We start from the raw sequence: 16,446 nt of genomic DNA on the forward strand, positions 1-16,446 counted from the left end.
TAACACGGGTTCAAATCCCGTACGGGGTACAAAGTTACTCCCCAGTCAGTCGGCTGGGGAGTTTTTGTTTTTTAAGCATCGAGGCGACTATGACCAGGGGCGACTATGACCAGTGAACGTTTCGCACGACTGAAGCTTCTCCTAGGGGAGGAGGGGCTAGAAACGTTGGCTGAATCTACCGTCATGGTTGTCGGACTCGGAGGCGTGGGGTCGAGTTGTGCCGAAGCTCTCGCCCGAGGCGGCGTGGGCAACCTCATCTTGATCGACGGCGATGTCGTAGAGCCGAGCAATCTCAACCGTCAGGCGCTGGCTTTTGTCTCCACGATTGGCCGGGTCAAAGCCGAGGTCATGGAGGCGATGGTTGCCGATATCAACCCGGATTGTACGACCTATGCCCGGCAGATTTTTCTTACACGCGAAAACCTGGCGGAGGCCTTCGAGCAGTTCCCGCGTCCGGATTACATCATCGACGCTATCGACGATGTCACCGGCAAGATTGAGATCGCGCAGTGGTGCGCGGAAAATCGCACCCACCTCATTTCCGCTATGGGTGGCGGAAATAAGCTCGACCCAGCTCGGCTAACCTTCTCGAAGATCAATAAGACTAAGGTCTGTCCGCTGGCGAAGGTCGTCCGTCAGGTGTGTATCCGCCGACGCATTCGCGGTCTTGAGGTGCTGTACTCATCCGAAGAGCCAGTGAGAATTGCGGACAAGGGCAGCGGTACCAAGGCGGAAACCCTCGGTACCATGAGCTACATACCGCCAATCATGGGGCAGATGCTGGCCGGAAAGGTCATTCGCCGTCTGCTCGGGTTCGAGGAAACCCCGCTGGCCCCGCGCATCGGCGGTCCGGCCGACGAAAACCAGCCACCAACGGAAAAATGATGCGGCTCATCGATACCCACTTTCACTACGATTTCCTGCCACCGGCTTCGCGCGAGTGCTTCAAAGCCGATATTGCGCAGGAAGGCGTGGAGATCATCGCGCAGACAGTCCGCCCCTCCGGATTTGTCGAGATAGAGCGCGAAAATCTCCCCATGGCCGCAGTCGGCTATCACCCGTGGTATATCGACGGCAACTACGAGCGCGAGCTTGAGATATTTCGCGAGGCCCTTCCACGCACCCGTTTCGTCGGTGAGATTGGCTTGGACTTCGCGCCCCGCAGGCTTGACGACGTTCCCGCCGAGACCCAAATCCACGTCTTCACAAGCATTCTCGATGCTGTCCGAGCCTCGAGCCAGCCGCATATTCTGTCCATTCACACAGTCCGCAGCGCCGATAGAGTGCTTGATCTGCTGGAACCACGCTTGGACTCCGACAAAGGGGTAGGGCTCGGTCAGAATCTCGTGCCCATCTTTCACCGTTTCGGTGGCACCAGCGATGAGCTGACCAGGCTTATCCGAGCCGGTGGCTATATCTCCGTCAATCCGCTCATGTTGCGGACCAAACGCGGACGGGCCTATGTGTCGCAGGTGCCCGTCGATAGGCTTTTGCTGGAAACTGACCTTCCGCACGAGCCTGGAAGCGGCTACGCGGCGGAGGCGGTCTCTGCCGAGGTCGTCGCGGCCTTGCGGGACACTGTCGCCGAGGTTGCGGCTCTGCGAAAAATGGATGAAGCGGAGCTTAAAAACGCACTGGCAAAAAATGTGGAAGCACTTGGAATTTAGCGCCTTGACCGGGCGATTTGCAGTTACTATCCACGTCTAGTGTATTGTTTAACAAGTCCGCAGCGCGCGGATGAAAGTTCTAAGCCCCGTTCGTCTAGCGGCCTAGGACGCCGCCCTCTCACGGCGGTAACACGGGTTCAAATCCCGTACGGGGTACAAAGATATATAGAGACAAGAGCCTTCACTCGTAATCGAGTGGAGGCTTTTGTCTTGCTGCTCACCCCTCCACCGCGGCACGGGATTTCCACAGTCCTAGTATCGAAACTATGAAACATTCAAAACTCGTTTGTATTGGTCTCGGTCACGTCGGTTCGTATGTCCTGACATATGCCATGGAATCCGGGCTGTTCGCTGAGATTGCCACGATTGACACGGCACCAGGCGTCGCGCATGGCGAGGCTCTGGACCAATCCCAGTCCACTGGTGTTCCCGGCACGGACTATGTCAATGTGCATGCTGGCGACTACAGCGATTGCACCGACGCGGATATGATTATCGTCGCTGCTGGTGCGTCCATTCTCCCTGATCCGGACGACCCGGATTCCCGTCCGGACCGTGCCGGGTTAGCCAAGCTCAGCGGGGAAGTGGTTCGCGATGTCATGCCGGGAATCGTGAAGCATACGCGCGATGCGATTGTCCTCTTTATTACTAATCCGCTCGATGCAGTGGTGCACTTGGCTCATACCGAGTTCGATTACCCCGCGGAAAAGCTCTTTGGCACCGGCACGATGCTAGATTCGGCCCGACTGCGCTGGGTAGTTGCCAAACAGCTCGGTATCGACCCGAAGTCAGTTACTGGCTACATGATGGGTGAGCACGGGCTTACGGCCGTCCCAATTTTGTCCACGCTGAACGTGCAAGGTGTGAGGTGGACAGAACTGGAAAAATGGCATGGCACGCAGTTGCCTTCACCGCAAGAAATTCAAGATGCCGTAGTCGGGGCAGCTTACGATGTTCTCAATGCCAAGGGCTGGACTAATGCTGGTGTTGCACGCTCCGCTTTGGAAATTGCCCGCGCGGTGATGCTGGATCAAAACAGCGTCCACCCGGTGTGTACACGCTTGGATGGTGAATACGGGTTGACGGATGTCTCGCTGTCGATGCCAGCGGTGATCGGCCGAGGTGGAATCATTCGTCGTATGCCGCCACAGCTAAACAGCTGGGAGCTGGAGCGACTGCGTGAATCTGCTCAGTACATCTTGAGCACCGTCGAGAACATGTAGAAGAAATTATGTAGATTCCACTTTTGCCGAAATAACACGGGGAAGTACTTTGCGCTCCTAAAATATTGCCATGAATTCGGCCAAGTCCACCTACGTTCCGGAGCTGACCAGCATCCGAGCCATCGGCGCGTTCGGCGTCCTGCTCACGCATGCCGCGTTTTGGACGGGCAATTACACCGGCGATTGGTGGGGGCGCCTCAACGGTCGATTCGAAATTGGCGTCACCATCTTCTTCGTGCTCAGTGCGGTTCTGCTCACAGGGCGCTGGCTCGGTTCGCCTGACGACGTCCCCGCGAACCGACCGGACTTGCGGAAGTATTTCACCAGCCGTGCGAAGAGAGTCCTGCCGGCCTACTGGATTGTGGTCACTGCGGCCTTTCTCATTCACACCGCAGACGACCCACCACCATCTGGTGGAGGGCTACAGGGCTGGTTGCGCACGATGTCGTTTACCCAGACGCTCCAATTCGGCTGGATTCACCCGGGCTTGCCGCAGATGTGGTCGATGGTGGTGGAAGTCGGCTTCTACTTGGTATTGCCGCTGGTGGGGCTTGGCATCTGGACGATCACAAAGGGGCGGTTACGGCCTGGTCCAACGTTGGCCATTATTATTGGTTTTGGCCTCATTGGGCCGGTCTGGACTGTGCTATCGCACCAGGAAAACCTGCTGCCGGTGGTGGCACGGCTGTGGCCGATGGCGTATTTCGACTGGTTCGCCATCGGTATGCTGCTGGCCTACGGTCGAAAGGTCGGATGGCGCGTTAATCTGGCCGCCAGCTGGTTGATAGCTCTGGTGCTGTTCGTTCTATCCACTACTACGCATGTGGGGCCGGCTACCTTGGTGCCAGATGATGTTGACCAGGCTTTGTGGAAGACCACGCTGTATGGCTTGTCCGCAGGCGCATTCGTGGCCCCGATTGCGCTGGGTACGGAGGTAAGGTGGCTTCGTCATCCAGCCTTGATGTGGTTGGGGGAGGTCTCCTACGAGTTCTTCCTCGTCCACGTGTTGGTCATGGACTGGGTAATGAGCTTGATGGGTTATCAGACCTTCCAGGGCTCGATGTTGGCAGTGGCAATTGTCACCACTGCCATCGCCCTGCCATTGTCGTGGCTGCTGCGCCGCATCACTGATGTACTAACGCAGAGGCCAGGGCCTGAGAGCCCGTGGGCTGCCTACTGATCGTCGTCGTCAAGCGGGCCGAGCTCAGCAACGAGCACTTCCTGCGCGACCTTCATCGCGGACAGTGCAGCTGGTGCGCCGCAGTAACCGGAAGCGTGGACAATGGCTTCGGTGATTTCGGTGCGGGTCAGACCGTTGGCGAGAGCGCCCTTGATGTGGCCGCGCAGTTCCTCGGTGGCTCGCAGGGCCACGAGCATTCCAATGTTGAGCAGGGATCGATCACGCTTGGCCAGTCCTTCGCGGCTCCAGACAGAACCCCAGACTGTGGCGGTGATGTGCTTCTGCAGGGTCTCTCCGTCGGAGCCGGCGTTGCGAGAGAGGGCGGCATCGACGAATTCGTCGCCCATTACCTCGCGGCGGATTTGGATGCCGGCATCGTAGCGGTCGGAGGAAAAGAGGTCATCATTGGGATTGCTCATGCTTGCTAAGTATAGGACTAGCAATGCGGATAAATTCCGAAATGTCTCCACTAGCTTTACTGCCACGACGCATAACCACGCTGAGGTTGCGAGTAAAAACGGTGTCGGTGGGGACGATGACGATGCGCCCGAGCGTTACCTGATCGCGAATTGCGCCACGGGCGATGATTGTTGGCGCTGCCAGCGCAATCATGCCAGCGCGCTGTGCCGAAAGAGAGCCAAATTCTCCGGCGGGTTCGGTGAGAGTGCCCAGTGCATCCTCCACCACCTGTCGGCTACCGGAACCCGGTTCGCGAATAACGAGTGGCGTCGCGCGCAGTTCTTCGACGGATATCTCGGCCCGCTCAGCCCACGGATGGCCAGTCGGCACGGCGAGGACCAATTCGTCGGTGCCGATGATTCGTTCTTCGAGGTCGTGCCGACCAGCCTCGCCCTCTACCAGGCCGAAGTCCACCGCACTGTCGGCCACTAGTTGCCGCACCTCACGGGAGTTTGCCTGCACCATCGACAGTTTGACTGCGGGATGTTGCCGGTGGAACTCGGCGGCCCAGCCGGGGTAGTAGAGCTCAGCGACAGTGTTGGACACCGCAAGGGTGAGGTGGCGGGGAACATTGTCGGAACGCAAGCTGGCGGCAATGCCCGAAAATCTGTGGCAGGCGGCGAGGAGATCTGGGAGAGCGTCGATAAGCACTTGCCCTTTTTCTGTAGGGGAGACGCCGTAAGGGGAGCGTTCGAAGACGGTGATTCCCAGCGCTCTTTCCGCCCGTGCGATGCGTGCGGACATGGTCTGCTGGTTGGTGCCGAGCTCACGTGCTGCCTTCGAGATCGCCCCCGCACGGGCGACGGTGAAAAGTGCTTCGAGTTCGGCCACAGCGGAGGGGTACATGCGTCAATGGTACCCCTCACAGAGTTTCGTGATAGCGGTGACTGCAGCAAGAACAAATACGGTATGGGCATGACCAACTCTCCTCGCAGTGATGTGCTTGCGCCCGCCGGGCCTGCGTGGGCAGGATCGCTGATGGGCACCTCCATCTTCGCCACGCTTACGCACATTCATGATGTGCCGGTGGTTCCGGAACTGCTTCTCGTCGTGGCAGGTGGCATTCTCGGTTTCATAGTGGTCGGTTGGTTGCGATTTCGAAACCCGGCTTTTCACTCGAAGTTGCAGGCGCCGTGGGGCATGTTCGCGATGGGCATTATGTCTCTCGGTAGTGCCGCAAGCTCGTTGTTTAACGATTCTGTGTGGCAGCTGGCGTCCTGGTGGATTGGCGCGCCGCTGGCAATCTACGTCAGTCTTCGTCAACTGCGAGGATTCGAAGGCGAGCCGACTTTTCAGTGGGGCCTTGCACTGGTCGCCCCGATGGTGGCGGCGACAAGCGGCGCGCAGCTGAGCGTTGACTACGGCACGTTCTATCACGTCTGCGCACAAATATTCTTTTGGATGGCGTTGATTACCGTTCTGCCGATTTTCGTACGCTGCTACGTCGCGCTGTTCTCCGGCACCATGCGTATCCCCGATTCCATCGCCGGTACTGCCTGGATTCCGCTCGGATTGGTCGGTCAGTCCACGGCCGCTGCCCAGCTGCTTTTCAACCGAACCTTCGCTGTCGCTTACGGCACCACCGTGCTCATTGTCGGTGTCTTCCTCGCCGCCATTGCTTTACGACGATTCACCCGCGCCGTAATCCGTTGGGCGGGATACAGCCCTGGTTGGTGGGGTGCAACCTTCCCCGTGGGCACTCTGAGTCTTGGTACGCACAACCTGGGTGGCACTATCGGCGCGCAGTGGCTGTACGTGATCAGCGCTGGGCTGCTGTGTTTGCTGGCTGTGCACTGGTGCGCGTGCGTGGCTCGATTTGTTTGGTGGGTGCGGAGCTAGCTAGTCAAGCTCGACCCGCACCCTCCCGTTGCGGTTCTGGTCTTCTCGTGGCGCAATACCCAGCGCGGCGGCGGGGAACAGAGCCGTGACGGCAAACAGTGCGGGGAAGCCCGCAGCGGCCACAATCGCACCCGAAACCGGAGGCGTTGCAGCGTAGATAATGTTCTGGAACGTGTTCTGCGTACCCATAGCGCGTCCGGACCAGAAGGGGCCTGCGTATTCAGCAACTGCGGTGAAGGCAAGACCATTCGGGCTGACCACGGCAACGGCCAGTGCGCAGACCAGCACAGTGCCAAGTGTGCGCCAATCAGCCCAGCTGGCAATCATCATTGCGACAGCCAGGATAAAAGTCGCACCCGAGACCCAGCGGTAGGGGCGGATGCGGGACCGAACGCGGTCGGAGACCACACCCATCAGTGCTCGCGATCCGGCACCGAGCAGCTGTGAGACCATCACAACCGTGCCCGCCGTGCTATCGGCATAACCCACGGACAACAGCCACACCAGAATGTAGGCGCCCATCATCGACTGCGGCCAAGACAGCAGCGCCGAGGCGATATGGATGCGCACAAGGTATTTGCCGTCGCGGTAAGGGCTGGCCGTGACGGTGGGGTTCGAGGCATCAGGGCGAGGGGGATTCTTTACGCCTATCAACACAAGCAACGCCAGCACGGCGCACAGGATTGCAGGCATCGCGAGTGCGACACCGATGCTGTAGTTTTGCGCGAGAGGGTGCAGGGTTACCGCTGATAGTGCAGCGCCAAGGGGCTGAGCCATTTGGCGAATGCCCATCGCAGTACCGCGTTGATGCGGCGGATACCAGCCCGACACCACGCGGCCGGATGCAGAATTCACGCTCGCCGCCGCACATCCAGCGAGGAAGAGCGCAGCCCCGAGCAGGGCCGGGCTTGACGACGAAGCCAGCGCCGCAAGCCCCGTCGTCAAGGCGGTAGAAGTCAAGCCTGCGAACAGAGCTGCGCGTTCGCCGTAGCGGTCGACAAACCAGCCCCAGGCGATGAGTGTGAAAACAATACCGGCCGCCGGCATTGCTGCGACGAGACCGGCGGCGGAGAGGCTTAAACCGTTTTCCTGCAGGGATGGGATGAGAAAAGGCACACCCATGTGAACGACGGACGAACCGACCGCCGCGAACATGGACAGAAGTAGGACAAGGTGACGGTAAGCGGGCATTACAGTCGGGAGCTCATCTCCTCAGCGGCGGCGAGAACCTTTGCGCCCCAGCATTCATAGGGCGACGGAGTCATGCGCTCCACGGGGCCAGAGACGGACAGGACTGCAATCATGCGGTGGTTGCCGTCGAAAACCGGGGCGGAAACAGAGGCGAGTGCGGGGTCGCGCTCGCCCATGGACTCAGACCAGCCGAGACGTCGGCAGTCATCGAGATCCTGTTCGTTGAAGTCGGCGTCGGGCAGCATGCGCTCAGCGAGATTGGCCGGGCCAAAAGCCAGCAGAACACGTGCGGCGGAGCCGGCGGTCAGCGGCATACGAGAGCCAACCGGCACGGTGTTGCGCAGCCCGGTGGCGGGCTCCATGGAGGCAATGCAGGTGCGGGTGTCGCCGGTGAGACGGTAGAGCTGCACGGACTCTCCGGTTACCTCTACTAGCTTCGGCAGGATGTGCGCTGCGGCGTCGGCAAGCAGGTCGGTTGTGACAGGCGTGATCTCGGTGAGGCCGGGGCCCGTCGTCCAGCGGCCGTCCGGAGTGCGGGTGACAAGGCGGTGTACTTCCAACGCCGTGGCCAGCCGATGGGCGGTGGCGCGGGGCAGGCCGGTGTCGTCGCAGAGCTCGGCGAGGGTGCGTGGAGTTTCTGCAACAGACTTGAGAATGAGTACCGAACGGTCGAGAACCTTAATGCCACTTAGAGCTGGCGTCTCGGATGTGCTAATCTGTCCCATGCCATGATATTAACATCTCATTCCTTGAGATAAAAGAGATATATCCGGAAGGCGGCTCACCCACTATGCGCACCACGGACACCAGCCCGAAGACTCTGGCCGAGAAAGTCTGGCATGACCACGTAGTCAAGCAAGGCGACAACGGCGAACCAGATCTGATTTATATCGATCTGCACCTCGTCCACGAGGTTACCTCGCCACAGGCTTTTGATGGCCTCCGTCTGGCAGGGCGCAAGGTACGCCGCCCGGATCTGACTATCGCAACTGAGGACCACAACGTTCCGACCACTGTCGCCGGCGGCAAAATCAATCTGATTGAGGAACCGACCTCTCGTACTCAGATTGCCACACTGCGCAAGAACGCCGAGGAGTTCGGTATCCGCCTGCATCCGATGGGCGACCGCGAGCAGGGTATCGTGCACGTCGTCGGCCCACAGCTGGGCCTGACTCAGCCGGGCACCACCGTCGTCTGTGGTGACTCACATACCGCAACCCACGGTGCTTTCGGTGCTATGGCCTTCGGTATTGGTACCTCCGAGGTTGAGCACGTTCTGGCTACCCAGACCCTGCCGCTGAAGCCTTTCAAGACCATGGCGGTTAATGTCACCGGCGAACTGCAGGATGGTGTTACCGCCAAGGACCTGATTCTGGCGATTATCGCCAAGATTGGCACCGGCGGCGGTCAGGGCCACGTTATTGAGTACCGCGGCGAGGCCATTGAGAAGCTGTCGATGGAAGCCCGCATGACCATCTGCAACATGTCCATCGAAGCCGGTGCCCGCGCTGGCATGATTGCTCCGGACGAGACCACCTTCGAATACCTGAAGGGTCGCCCGCACGCGCCGCAGGGCGAGCAGTGGGACGAGGCTGTCGAATACTGGAAGTCCCTGGTTACTGACGAGGACGCGAATTTCGACAAGGTCGTCGAAATCGATGGTTCCGCGCTGACTCCATTCGTTACCTGGGGTACCAACCCTGGCCAGGGAGTGCCGCTGGGGGAGACCGTGCCAGATCTGGAGTTCATCGCAGAGGACTCCGACCGCATCGCGGCCGAGCGCGCACTGGAGTACATGGATCTGAAGCCGGGCATCCCGATGCGCGACGTTAAGGTCGACGTGGTCTTCGTAGGTTCCTGCACCAACGGCCGCATCGAGGACATGCGCGCCGTCGCCGACGTGCTGAAGGACCGCAAGGTTGCCGACGGCGTCCAGATGCTCATCGTGCCGGGCTCCGCAAAGGTCCGTGCGCAGGCTGAGGAAGAGGGACTGGGCAAGATCTTCGAAGAGGCAGGCGCCGAATGGCGTATGCCGGGCTGCTCCATGTGCCTGGGCATGAACCCGGATCAGCTGACCCCGGGCCAGCGTTGCGCTTCGACCTCCAACCGCAACTTCGAGGGCCGTCAGGGCAAGGGTGGTCGTACCCACCTGGTCAGCCCGGCTGTCGCCGCAGCCACTGCCGTCGCCGGTCACTTCGCAGCACCGGCTGATCTCTAACTGACTCTCACTGCCGATCTTTGTACAACAGACCCAAGCAGAACTTCTAAGGACCTTTCACTATGGAAAAGTTTGATACTCACACCGGCGTCGGCGTTCCCCTGCAGCGATCCAACGTCGACACTGACCAGATCATCCCGGCTGTCTACCTAAAGCGCGTCACCCGCACCGGATTCGAGGATGGCCTGTTCAGCAACTGGCGCAACAACGAGTCCGACTTCGTGCTCAACCGTCCGGAATACGCAAAGGGCTCCGTCCTCGTAGCAGGGCCGGACTTCGGTACCGGTTCTTCCCGCGAGCACGCCGTGTGGGCCCTGATGGACTACGGTTTCCGCGTCGTCATCTCCTCCCGCTTCGCCGATATCTTCCGTGGCAATGCCGGCAAGGCGGGGCTGCTCGCCGCACAGATGCAGCAGTCCGATGTCGAGCTGCTGTGGAAGCTGCTGGAGGCTAACCCTGGCATGGAGCTCACCGTCAACCTGGAGACCCGCACCGTCGAGGCCGGTGAGCAGGTCTTCCCGTTCGAGGTCGACGACTACACCCGCTGGCGTCTGATGGAAGGGCTTGACGACGTCTCCCTGACCCTGCGCAACGAAGCGGACATTGTGGCCTACGAGGAGAGTCGTCCGGCCCACAAGCCTAAGACGCTGTAGGTCAAAAAATGCTCTAGCCCAATCCGCGGTAGGCGTTAGACTTGCCGTATGTATCTGGCAATCACTAAACACTCTCGGCTCGGTGAATCTTCGCCTGCTGAATCGGCACGCGATTTGGGATTTATTTTGCGAAAGCATCCCGATCGCGTGCATGAGTCCGAGTTAAAGTTCGGTGTTGCCAGAGTCTTTTTCCCCACGGCTACCGATGCCGAATGCACGGCAGCCCTTTGGGTTGATATTGACCGCGATGAGCTGCTGAAACTCAAGCAGTACCGCGCTGATACGTTCAATCTGACCGGCTACATCAATGACCGGCAATGGGCCGCGTCATCGCTTATGACAGTGGCGCTGAAGTCCGTCTTCTCCACGGCGATGGTCATGGAAAAGCCCTCGCCTTACGACGAAACCCCGAGCGACCTCACCGCGACAGTCGCCGCGGTACCCGGCACCGAGGAAGAAATCCGGGCTCTGTTCGAACCGCTGGGGTGGAACGTCGCCTGCGATTTTTCGAACAATATTGCCGGCCAGAAGTTCTCACCGACGGTAACGCTTTCGGGTAGGGCAACCGTCCGCGATTTGCTCAATCACCTGTATATTCTGCTGCCCGTCCTCGACGGTGGGAAACACTATTGGGTCGATGACCGGGAAATCGACAAGCTCGCCGCGCGTGCGCGGGACTGGCTACCGGAGCACCCACAGCGGGAGAGAATCCTGGGGCGCTATCTTGCGGATCAAAAAGGCCTGGTCAACGAGGCTGTCGTGAAGCTTGCTGGGGAAGCCGCTGCAATCGAACTGCCCCGCGGTGACCAGCCAGCCAAGCCACTTAATCGACAGCGCCAAGAGCGAGTACTGCGTGAAGTACTTAGCCTGCGCCCGCGCAGTGTAGTCGACATCGGCTGCGGTTCCGGCGTGCTACTGGGGCCGATGCTGGAGAATCCGCGAATCGCGCAGATCGTTGGTACCGATGTTTCTGTGGGGGAGCTTCGTAAGGCGCACAAGGCGCTGAACCTAGATCGCATGCCGGAGCGCCAAGCCGCGCGGGTTGAGCTTTTCCAATCCTCGGTCACCTATGTCGATGAGCGCATTGCGAACATGGACGTGGCAATCCTGATGGAGGTCATCGAGCACATTGATGCCGACCGGCTGCCCGCGTTGGAGAACAACGTCTTTGGGCTCGCACGCCCGCAGTATGTCATCGTCACCACCCCAAATAGTGACTACAACGCTTGCTACCCAAACCTAGAGCCTGGACAGTTCCGGCACCTCGATCACCGTTTCGAGTTCAGCCGCGCGGAATTTCGTCAGTGGGCCAGGGGCGTGGCCGAGAAGTTCGGTTATCTGGTGGACTTCGACGGTATTGGGGACGTGCACGAAACTTACGGCCAACCAACACAAATGGCGGTCTTTTCCTACGACTTCACCGCAGCAGAGGAGAGCTAACTATGAGTACCATCTCACTTCCTAACCTCAGCTTGGTCATGCTGGTCGGTGTCTCCGGTGCTGGAAAGTCTACCTTTGCGGCACGACACTTCGGCCCGTTTGAAGTCGTATCCTCGGATACTTGTCGCGGCATTGTTTCCAACGATCCGAATAACCAGGCGGCGACGGCGCCTGCTTTTGAGCTGCTGGAGACGATCGTCGGCAAGCGGCTGAAAGCAGGCTTACTCACCGTGGTCGATGCGACGAATGTGAAACCGCAGGACCGCGCCCGGCTCGTGAAGCTGGCGCGCAGACACCATGCGCTCAGTGCTGCTATCGTTTTGAATCTTCCGTTGGCGGAGGTGAAGGAGCGGCACAGGCAGCGCACTGACCGCAACTTCGGAGTGGAGGTGTTGGAGCGTCAGCACCGTGACCTGCGCCGAGGGCTCAAGCACCTGAAGCGCGAGAAGATTCACAACGTTTTCATCTTGAATTCCGCGGAGGAAATCGACAACGTCACCATTGAACGTGTGCCGCTGAAGGTCGATCGCAGCGATCTCCACGGCCCTTTCGACATCATCGGCGATGTCCACGGTTGCTTCGACGAGCTGACCGCACTGCTGGAGAAGCTCGGCTACGAGCTCTCGGCGGATGGCAGCAATGCTCATCACCCAGATGGCCGCAAGGCCATTTTCGTTGGTGACCTCGTTGACCGCGGCCCCAATAGCCCAGCCGTCTTGAAGCTGGTCATGGGGATGGTCTCGGACGGCAATGCTCTCTGCGTGCCCGGAAACCACGACTCTAAGTTGGTGCGCGCCCTCGACGGCCACAACGTCACCACGGGCCACGGGCTGGCCGAAACACTTACTCAGCTCGCAGGCGAAAGTGAGGAATTCCGGAAGGACGTCCGCGACTTCATCGACCACTTGCCGGTGCACTATGTGCTGGATGACGGCGCCCTGGTCGTAGCCCACGCGGGACTGCCTGAGCACCTCCATGGCAGGGCCTCCGGCAAGGTCCGCGAGTTCGCGCTCTACGGTGCGACTACTGGCAAGCGTGATGAAAATGGCCTGCCAGAACGTTTGGATTGGGCAGCGGACTACCGCGGTTCCGCCCGTGTGGTCTATGGCCACATGGAAGCGGACCGTCTGCGCTGGGTCAATAACACCATGTGCATCGACACTGGTTGCGTGTTTGGCGGCAAGCTCTCTGCGCTGCGCTATCCCGAGCTAGAGACTGTGCAGGTTGATGCAAAACACACCTGGTGGGAGGCCCCATCCCGCAAGACCACCAATCGCCCGGAGTCCGAGCTGCGCATCACTGACGTGTTGGATGTCGATGGTATCCAGACTGGGCGCCATGGACGCATCCGCATTGATAGTGACCGCGCGGCTGCAGCGCTGGAAACAATTAGTCGTTTTACGCTCGCGCCGGAGAAAATTCCGTACCTGCCACCGACAATGTCACCGGCGCCGACCTCGCAGCGAGAGGGATTCCTGGAACACCCGGAGGAGGCATTCCGCTACTACGCAGCGCACACTGACCAGGTCATTTGTCAGGAGAAGCACATGGGTTCCCGAGCTGTGCTCTGCCTGATCCGGCCAGGGGCAAAGACCCGTTTCGGTGCTAGCACCTACGCATATACCCGTACCGGACGCGCCTTCTTCGAAGGTAAGAATCCAGCACTCGACGAAATGACCAAGGCCGCAGAGCGCGCCGGGCTTTTCGATCAATTCGGCGACTGGGTCCTGCTCGACGGTGAAATGTTGCCTTGGAATCTCAAGGCACAAGGGCTTATCGACGACATCTATGCACCCACCGCTGCCGCGGGTATCGGTGCAGGGAGGCAGCTCGCGGTCGCTCTGCAGGCGGCAACCGATAGGGGAGTAGAGGTCGGCGGTCCCGCTCCAGAACAGACTCTGGACGAACTCGAGAAGTTCCGCGCTGCTTACAACCGCTATGTCGACAGCGACAACAAGATTCAGTTCGCGCCCTTCCAAGTGCTGGCAAGTGAGGATGCCACCTGGCACCACAAGCCGCACTCATGGCACTTGGATATCGCGAACCAGCTGGTAGCAGCTGACAGTGAGATCTACCGGCAGACGCGCTGCTTCGTCCTCGACCCCAGTGACCCGGAACAGGTGGAGGCCGCATCGCAGTGGTGGTTGCAGCTGACAGAGTCGGGCGGGGAGGGGGCCGTCGTCAAGCCAATGGAAAACGCGGCAGTGGACCGTCAGGTGCAGCCCGGTATGAAGGTGCGGGGGCGGGAGTATCTGCGCATGATTTATGGGCATGACTACCTGCACCCGCAGCGTCAAGAGCAGTTGAAGCGGCGAAATCTGCAGCACAAGCAGTCATCGGCGCTGCGCGAGTATGCCCTCGGCATTGAGTCGCTGGAGCGCCTAGCGGCCGGCGAACCACTGCATCGGATCCATGTTCCGGTCTTCGGCGTGTTGGCGCTGGAGTCAGAGCCGATGGATCCGAGGTTGTAGGGATTACTTCACCGGCAGCGCCGAGGCGTAGTAATCAGCCGTGGTCATCACACCGTCGTTGAAGCCCAGCACCCAGGCAGAGCCCTTCTTGCACAGGATTTCCTCGTCGAAGGGCAGGGTGCCCTCAGCGGACCAGGCGGCAAGCAGGTCTGGGATGGTGATGCCCTGAGAGCAGATGACGCTGACTCCGCCTAGCGCGACAATGTCTTCGAATGCCTTCTTGGACTCAACCTGGTTGGCAATCCAGTGCTCGTCGCCAAGCCGTTCGTCGACTGTGACCTGCATGCCCAGCTCTGCGGCGAGTGGCGCGACGGTGTCCTGGCAACGCACGGGCTCGGCGGAGTAGATCCGCTCGGGGCGGAAGCCTTCCAGGGCGGAGACGAGCAGTTCCGCTTGACGACGTCCCTTCTTATCCAGTGGCCGCAGTGCATCATTGCCGTTCCAGTTGGTGCGACGGTGCGCACGCCCATGGCGAACCAGAATGAGACGGGTGTCCGGTTCCTTGTTCATGCGCTTGCGGGCCTTGACCAGCACGTCGCGGTCGAGGTCGTAGGACAGCAGCTCCTCGGCTTCGTCCCAGGAGACCCAACGAAGCTCGTTGACCTCGGAGTTCTGTTCGAATTCGCCGTCTAGAACCTCAGCGGTCCAGTACCAGACCAGCTTCGTGCGTCCGGCGACAGGGTAAGAGACGTTGCCGACGAGCTTGCCCAGACGGACGCGGTAGCCGGTCTCTTCCCAGATTTCGCGGACGGCGGTGGCAATGAGGTTCTCGCCGGCGTCGAGCTTGCCTTTCGGCAGCGACCAGTCGTCGTAGGAGGGACGGTGAATCACGCAGATTTCAGGGTTGTGGACATCGCCGCGCCATAGAACCGCGCCAGCCGCGAAGGTCGGCTTGGTGACATCCTGACCTGGCTTCGTTGGAATCTGGCGCAGGCGACCGGTCACGGAGGTATCGCCCTTGAGGTCCTTGTCCTCTTCGTGCATCATCGTGAATTCCCTTTCAATCCTTTGTCGCCGACCTAGTTTAGTATCGCAGTGTGAGAACGTCTCGCTAGACTTGTTGGAGATTAGAGACTAACGGAGGAAGGTCGCGGCGATGGTGCAGGTTTCAGTGATGGGTGCGGGCTCGTGGGGCACGACGCTCGCCAAGGTTTTTGCTGATGCGGGCAATCCTGTACGGCTGTGGTCGCGACGTGCGGAGCAGGCACAGCGTATTCAGATCAGCCGCGAAAACCACGACTACCTGCCTGGTCTGGGGCTGCCGCGCAACATCGAAGCCACCTCGGATGCAGAGGCCGCGCTGAAGGGCGCGGATGTGGTGGTGCTGGGCGTGCCCTCGCAGACTCTGCGTGACAACCTCAAGGTCTGGAAGGACTTCATCGGGCCGGAGACGATTCTGCTCAGCCTGGCCAAGGGTGTGGAGCGCGAGACACATCTGCGCATGAGTGAGGTCATTGCGGAGGTCACAGACCTGCCAGCAGAGCGTATTGCGGTGCTGTCCGGCCCGAACCTCGCCCGCGAAGTTGCGATGGAGCAGCCAGCGGCAACGGTGATTGCTTGCGCCGATGAGAACAATGCCAAGATGATTCAGGCGGCAGTTGCCACTAATTACTTCCGCCCGTACACCAACACCGATGTGATCGGCTGCGAAATCGGCGGTGCCTGCAAGAACGTCATTGCGTTGGCCTGCGGTATGGCCGCTGGTCAAGGATTGGGTGAGAACACGCTGGCAACCATTATCACCCGTGGCTTGGCGGAAATCACGCGTCTGGGCGACGCGGTTGGTGCAGAAGATAAGACTTTCGCGGGATTGGCGGGCCTCGGTGACTTGGTGGCCACTTGTTCCTCGCCGCTGTCGCGTAACCGTACCTTCGGCGATCGTCTCGGTCGCGGTGACACGATGGAGCAGGCGCAGCACGCTACGCGCGGTCAGGTGGCTGAGGGTGTGATTTCTTCAATCTCGGTCCGTGACCTCGCTCGTCGCAATGGCGTGGAAATGCCAATTACTGAGGCCGTTTACGCCGTCTGCCACGAAGGCGCGAAGGTCGATGAGACAATTCGCAAGCTGATGGGGCGAAGCCGCAAGTCGGAGTAACCACTTCAAC

15 protein-coding genes and 1 tRNA gene are annotated in these 16,446 nt (G+C 60.0%); 11 read left to right on the forward strand and 5 right to left on the reverse strand.

Annotation, left to right across the window (positions count from 1 at the left end; all coding sequences use genetic code 11):
• The first annotated feature begins 105 nt into the window (after positions 1–105).
• The 5 genes from HMPREF2857_RS09475 (at position 106) to HMPREF2857_RS09495 (ending at position 4,070) form a co-directional block, all read left to right on the forward strand.
• Positions 106–885: a tRNA threonylcarbamoyladenosine dehydratase gene (locus HMPREF2857_RS09475; protein WP_016422512.1), complete on the forward strand. Its 780-nt coding sequence runs from the start codon at positions 106–108 to the stop codon at positions 883–885.
• Positions 882–1,667: a TatD family hydrolase gene (locus HMPREF2857_RS09480; RefSeq protein ID WP_231367188.1), complete on the forward strand. Its 786-nt coding sequence runs from the start codon at positions 882–884 to the stop codon at positions 1,665–1,667. The genes HMPREF2857_RS09475 and HMPREF2857_RS09480 overlap by 4 nt, the downstream gene beginning before the upstream one ends.
• 83 nt (positions 1,668–1,750) lie before the next feature.
• Positions 1,751–1,823, forward strand: a tRNA-Glu gene (locus tag HMPREF2857_RS09485).
• Between the two features lie 110 nt (positions 1,824–1,933).
• Positions 1,934–2,890: a lactate/malate family dehydrogenase gene (locus HMPREF2857_RS09490; protein WP_016422514.1), complete on the forward strand. Its 957-nt coding sequence runs from the start codon at positions 1,934–1,936 to the stop codon at positions 2,888–2,890.
• Positions 2,891–2,960: 70 nt separating this feature from the next.
• Positions 2,961–4,070 (forward strand): acyltransferase family protein, encoded by a 1,110-nt coding sequence (locus tag HMPREF2857_RS09495; protein WP_070643938.1) that lies wholly within the window; start codon positions 2,961–2,963, stop codon positions 4,068–4,070.
• On the opposite strand, the gene HMPREF2857_RS09500 is transcribed toward HMPREF2857_RS09495, so the two are convergent.
• Positions 4,064–4,489, reverse strand: a complete 426-nt coding sequence (locus HMPREF2857_RS09500) for a carboxymuconolactone decarboxylase family protein (RefSeq protein ID WP_016422516.1) — start codon at positions 4,487–4,489, stop codon at positions 4,064–4,066. The genes HMPREF2857_RS09495 and HMPREF2857_RS09500 overlap by 7 nt on opposite strands.
• The gene (locus tag HMPREF2857_RS09505) at positions 4,473–5,375 is read right to left on the reverse strand and encodes a LysR family transcriptional regulator (RefSeq protein WP_070643940.1); all 903 of its coding nucleotides are present in this window, start codon (positions 5,373–5,375) and stop codon (positions 4,473–4,475) included. Before HMPREF2857_RS09505 ends, HMPREF2857_RS09500 begins: the two co-directional genes overlap by 17 nt.
• A 69-nt stretch (positions 5,376–5,444) precedes the next feature.
• Between HMPREF2857_RS09505 and HMPREF2857_RS09510 the strand changes: the two genes are divergently transcribed.
• Positions 5,445–6,368: a TDT family transporter gene (locus HMPREF2857_RS09510; RefSeq protein ID WP_070644058.1), complete on the forward strand. Its 924-nt coding sequence runs from the start codon at positions 5,445–5,447 to the stop codon at positions 6,366–6,368.
• Here HMPREF2857_RS09510 and HMPREF2857_RS09515 read toward each other — a convergent pair whose 3' ends face one another.
• Both HMPREF2857_RS09515 and HMPREF2857_RS09520 read right to left on the reverse strand, forming a co-directional pair.
• On the reverse strand, positions 6,369–7,559 hold the full coding sequence (locus HMPREF2857_RS09515; protein WP_070643943.1) for an MFS transporter: 1,191 nt from the start codon (positions 7,557–7,559) through the stop codon (positions 6,369–6,371). It lies immediately after the preceding gene.
• A complete protein-coding gene (locus tag HMPREF2857_RS09520; protein ID WP_016422526.1) occupies positions 7,559–8,284 on the reverse strand; it encodes an IclR family transcriptional regulator in 726 nt (241 codons plus the stop codon). The genes HMPREF2857_RS09515 and HMPREF2857_RS09520 overlap by 1 nt, the downstream gene beginning before the upstream one ends.
• Before the next feature lie 65 nt (positions 8,285–8,349).
• Between HMPREF2857_RS09520 and leuC the strand changes: the two genes are divergently transcribed.
• The 4 genes from leuC to HMPREF2857_RS09540 all read left to right on the forward strand — a co-directional run bounded on the left by leuC (position 8,350) and on the right by HMPREF2857_RS09540 (position 14,341).
• Positions 8,350–9,777: a 3-isopropylmalate dehydratase large subunit gene (leuC, locus tag HMPREF2857_RS09525; protein WP_070643946.1), complete on the forward strand. Its 1,428-nt coding sequence runs from the start codon at positions 8,350–8,352 to the stop codon at positions 9,775–9,777.
• Between the two features lie 62 nt (positions 9,778–9,839).
• Positions 9,840–10,430 (forward strand): 3-isopropylmalate dehydratase small subunit, encoded by a 591-nt coding sequence (leuD, locus tag HMPREF2857_RS09530; protein ID WP_049189541.1) that lies wholly within the window; start codon positions 9,840–9,842, stop codon positions 10,428–10,430.
• 48 nt (positions 10,431–10,478) lie between these two features.
• Positions 10,479–11,870, forward strand: coding sequence for a 3' terminal RNA ribose 2'-O-methyltransferase Hen1 (locus HMPREF2857_RS09535; protein ID WP_070643948.1), 1,392 nt, complete (start codon positions 10,479–10,481; stop codon positions 11,868–11,870).
• 2 nt (positions 11,871–11,872) lie between these two features.
• Positions 11,873–14,341, forward strand: a complete 2,469-nt coding sequence (locus HMPREF2857_RS09540; protein WP_070643951.1) for a polynucleotide kinase-phosphatase — start codon at positions 11,873–11,875, stop codon at positions 14,339–14,341.
• Positions 14,342–14,344: 3 nt separating this feature from the next.
• Here the strand turns inward: HMPREF2857_RS09540 and HMPREF2857_RS09545 are convergent, their stop codons facing one another.
• Positions 14,345–15,325, reverse strand: a complete 981-nt coding sequence (locus HMPREF2857_RS09545) for an NUDIX hydrolase (protein WP_172954645.1) — start codon at positions 15,323–15,325, stop codon at positions 14,345–14,347.
• 112 nt (positions 15,326–15,437) lie between these two features.
• Here HMPREF2857_RS09545 and HMPREF2857_RS09550 point away from each other — a divergent pair, with 112 nt between their 5' ends.
• A complete protein-coding gene (locus tag HMPREF2857_RS09550) occupies positions 15,438–16,436 on the forward strand; it encodes an NAD(P)H-dependent glycerol-3-phosphate dehydrogenase (protein WP_016422532.1) in 999 nt (332 codons plus the stop codon).
• The last annotated feature ends 10 nt before the right edge of the window (positions 16,437–16,446 follow it).

Origin of the sequence: Corynebacterium sp. HMSC076C10 (genome assembly GCF_001812455.1) — a bacterium.
Lineage (GTDB): Bacteria > Actinomycetota > Actinomycetes > Mycobacteriales > Mycobacteriaceae > Corynebacterium > Corynebacterium jeikeium_D.

Bases quoted from the DNA above. Each gene is read 5' to 3' on its own strand.
- HMPREF2857_RS09475 (WP_016422512.1), top strand. From the start codon at position 106: ATGACCAGTGAACGTTTCGCACGACTGAAGCTTCTCCTAGGGGAGGAG.
- HMPREF2857_RS09545 (WP_172954645.1), bottom strand. From the start codon at position 15,325: ATGCACGAAGAGGACAAGGACCTCAAGGGCGATACCTCCGTGACCGGT.
- HMPREF2857_RS09495 (WP_070643938.1), top strand. From the start codon at position 2,961: ATGAATTCGGCCAAGTCCACCTACGTTCCGGAGCTGACCAGCATCCGA.
- HMPREF2857_RS09510 (WP_070644058.1), top strand. From the start codon at position 5,445: ATGACCAACTCTCCTCGCAGTGATGTGCTTGCGCCCGCCGGGCCTGCG.
- HMPREF2857_RS09500 (WP_016422516.1), bottom strand. From the start codon at position 4,489: ATGAGCAATCCCAATGATGACCTCTTTTCCTCCGACCGCTACGATGCC.
- HMPREF2857_RS09520 (WP_016422526.1), bottom strand. From the start codon at position 8,284: ATGGGACAGATTAGCACATCCGAGACGCCAGCTCTAAGTGGCATTAAG.
- leuD (WP_049189541.1), top strand. From the start codon at position 9,840: ATGGAAAAGTTTGATACTCACACCGGCGTCGGCGTTCCCCTGCAGCGA.
- leuC (WP_070643946.1), top strand. From the start codon at position 8,350: ATGCGCACCACGGACACCAGCCCGAAGACTCTGGCCGAGAAAGTCTGG.
- HMPREF2857_RS09535 (WP_070643948.1), top strand. From the start codon at position 10,479: ATGTATCTGGCAATCACTAAACACTCTCGGCTCGGTGAATCTTCGCCT.
- HMPREF2857_RS09480 (WP_231367188.1), top strand. From the start codon at position 882: ATGATGCGGCTCATCGATACCCACTTTCACTACGATTTCCTGCCACCG.
- HMPREF2857_RS09505 (WP_070643940.1), bottom strand. From the start codon at position 5,375: ATGTACCCCTCCGCTGTGGCCGAACTCGAAGCACTTTTCACCGTCGCC.
- HMPREF2857_RS09515 (WP_070643943.1), bottom strand. From the start codon at position 7,559: ATGCCCGCTTACCGTCACCTTGTCCTACTTCTGTCCATGTTCGCGGCG.
- HMPREF2857_RS09550 (WP_016422532.1), top strand. From the start codon at position 15,438: ATGGTGCAGGTTTCAGTGATGGGTGCGGGCTCGTGGGGCACGACGCTC.
- HMPREF2857_RS09540 (WP_070643951.1), top strand. From the start codon at position 11,873: ATGAGTACCATCTCACTTCCTAACCTCAGCTTGGTCATGCTGGTCGGT.
- HMPREF2857_RS09490 (WP_016422514.1), top strand. From the start codon at position 1,934: ATGAAACATTCAAAACTCGTTTGTATTGGTCTCGGTCACGTCGGTTCG.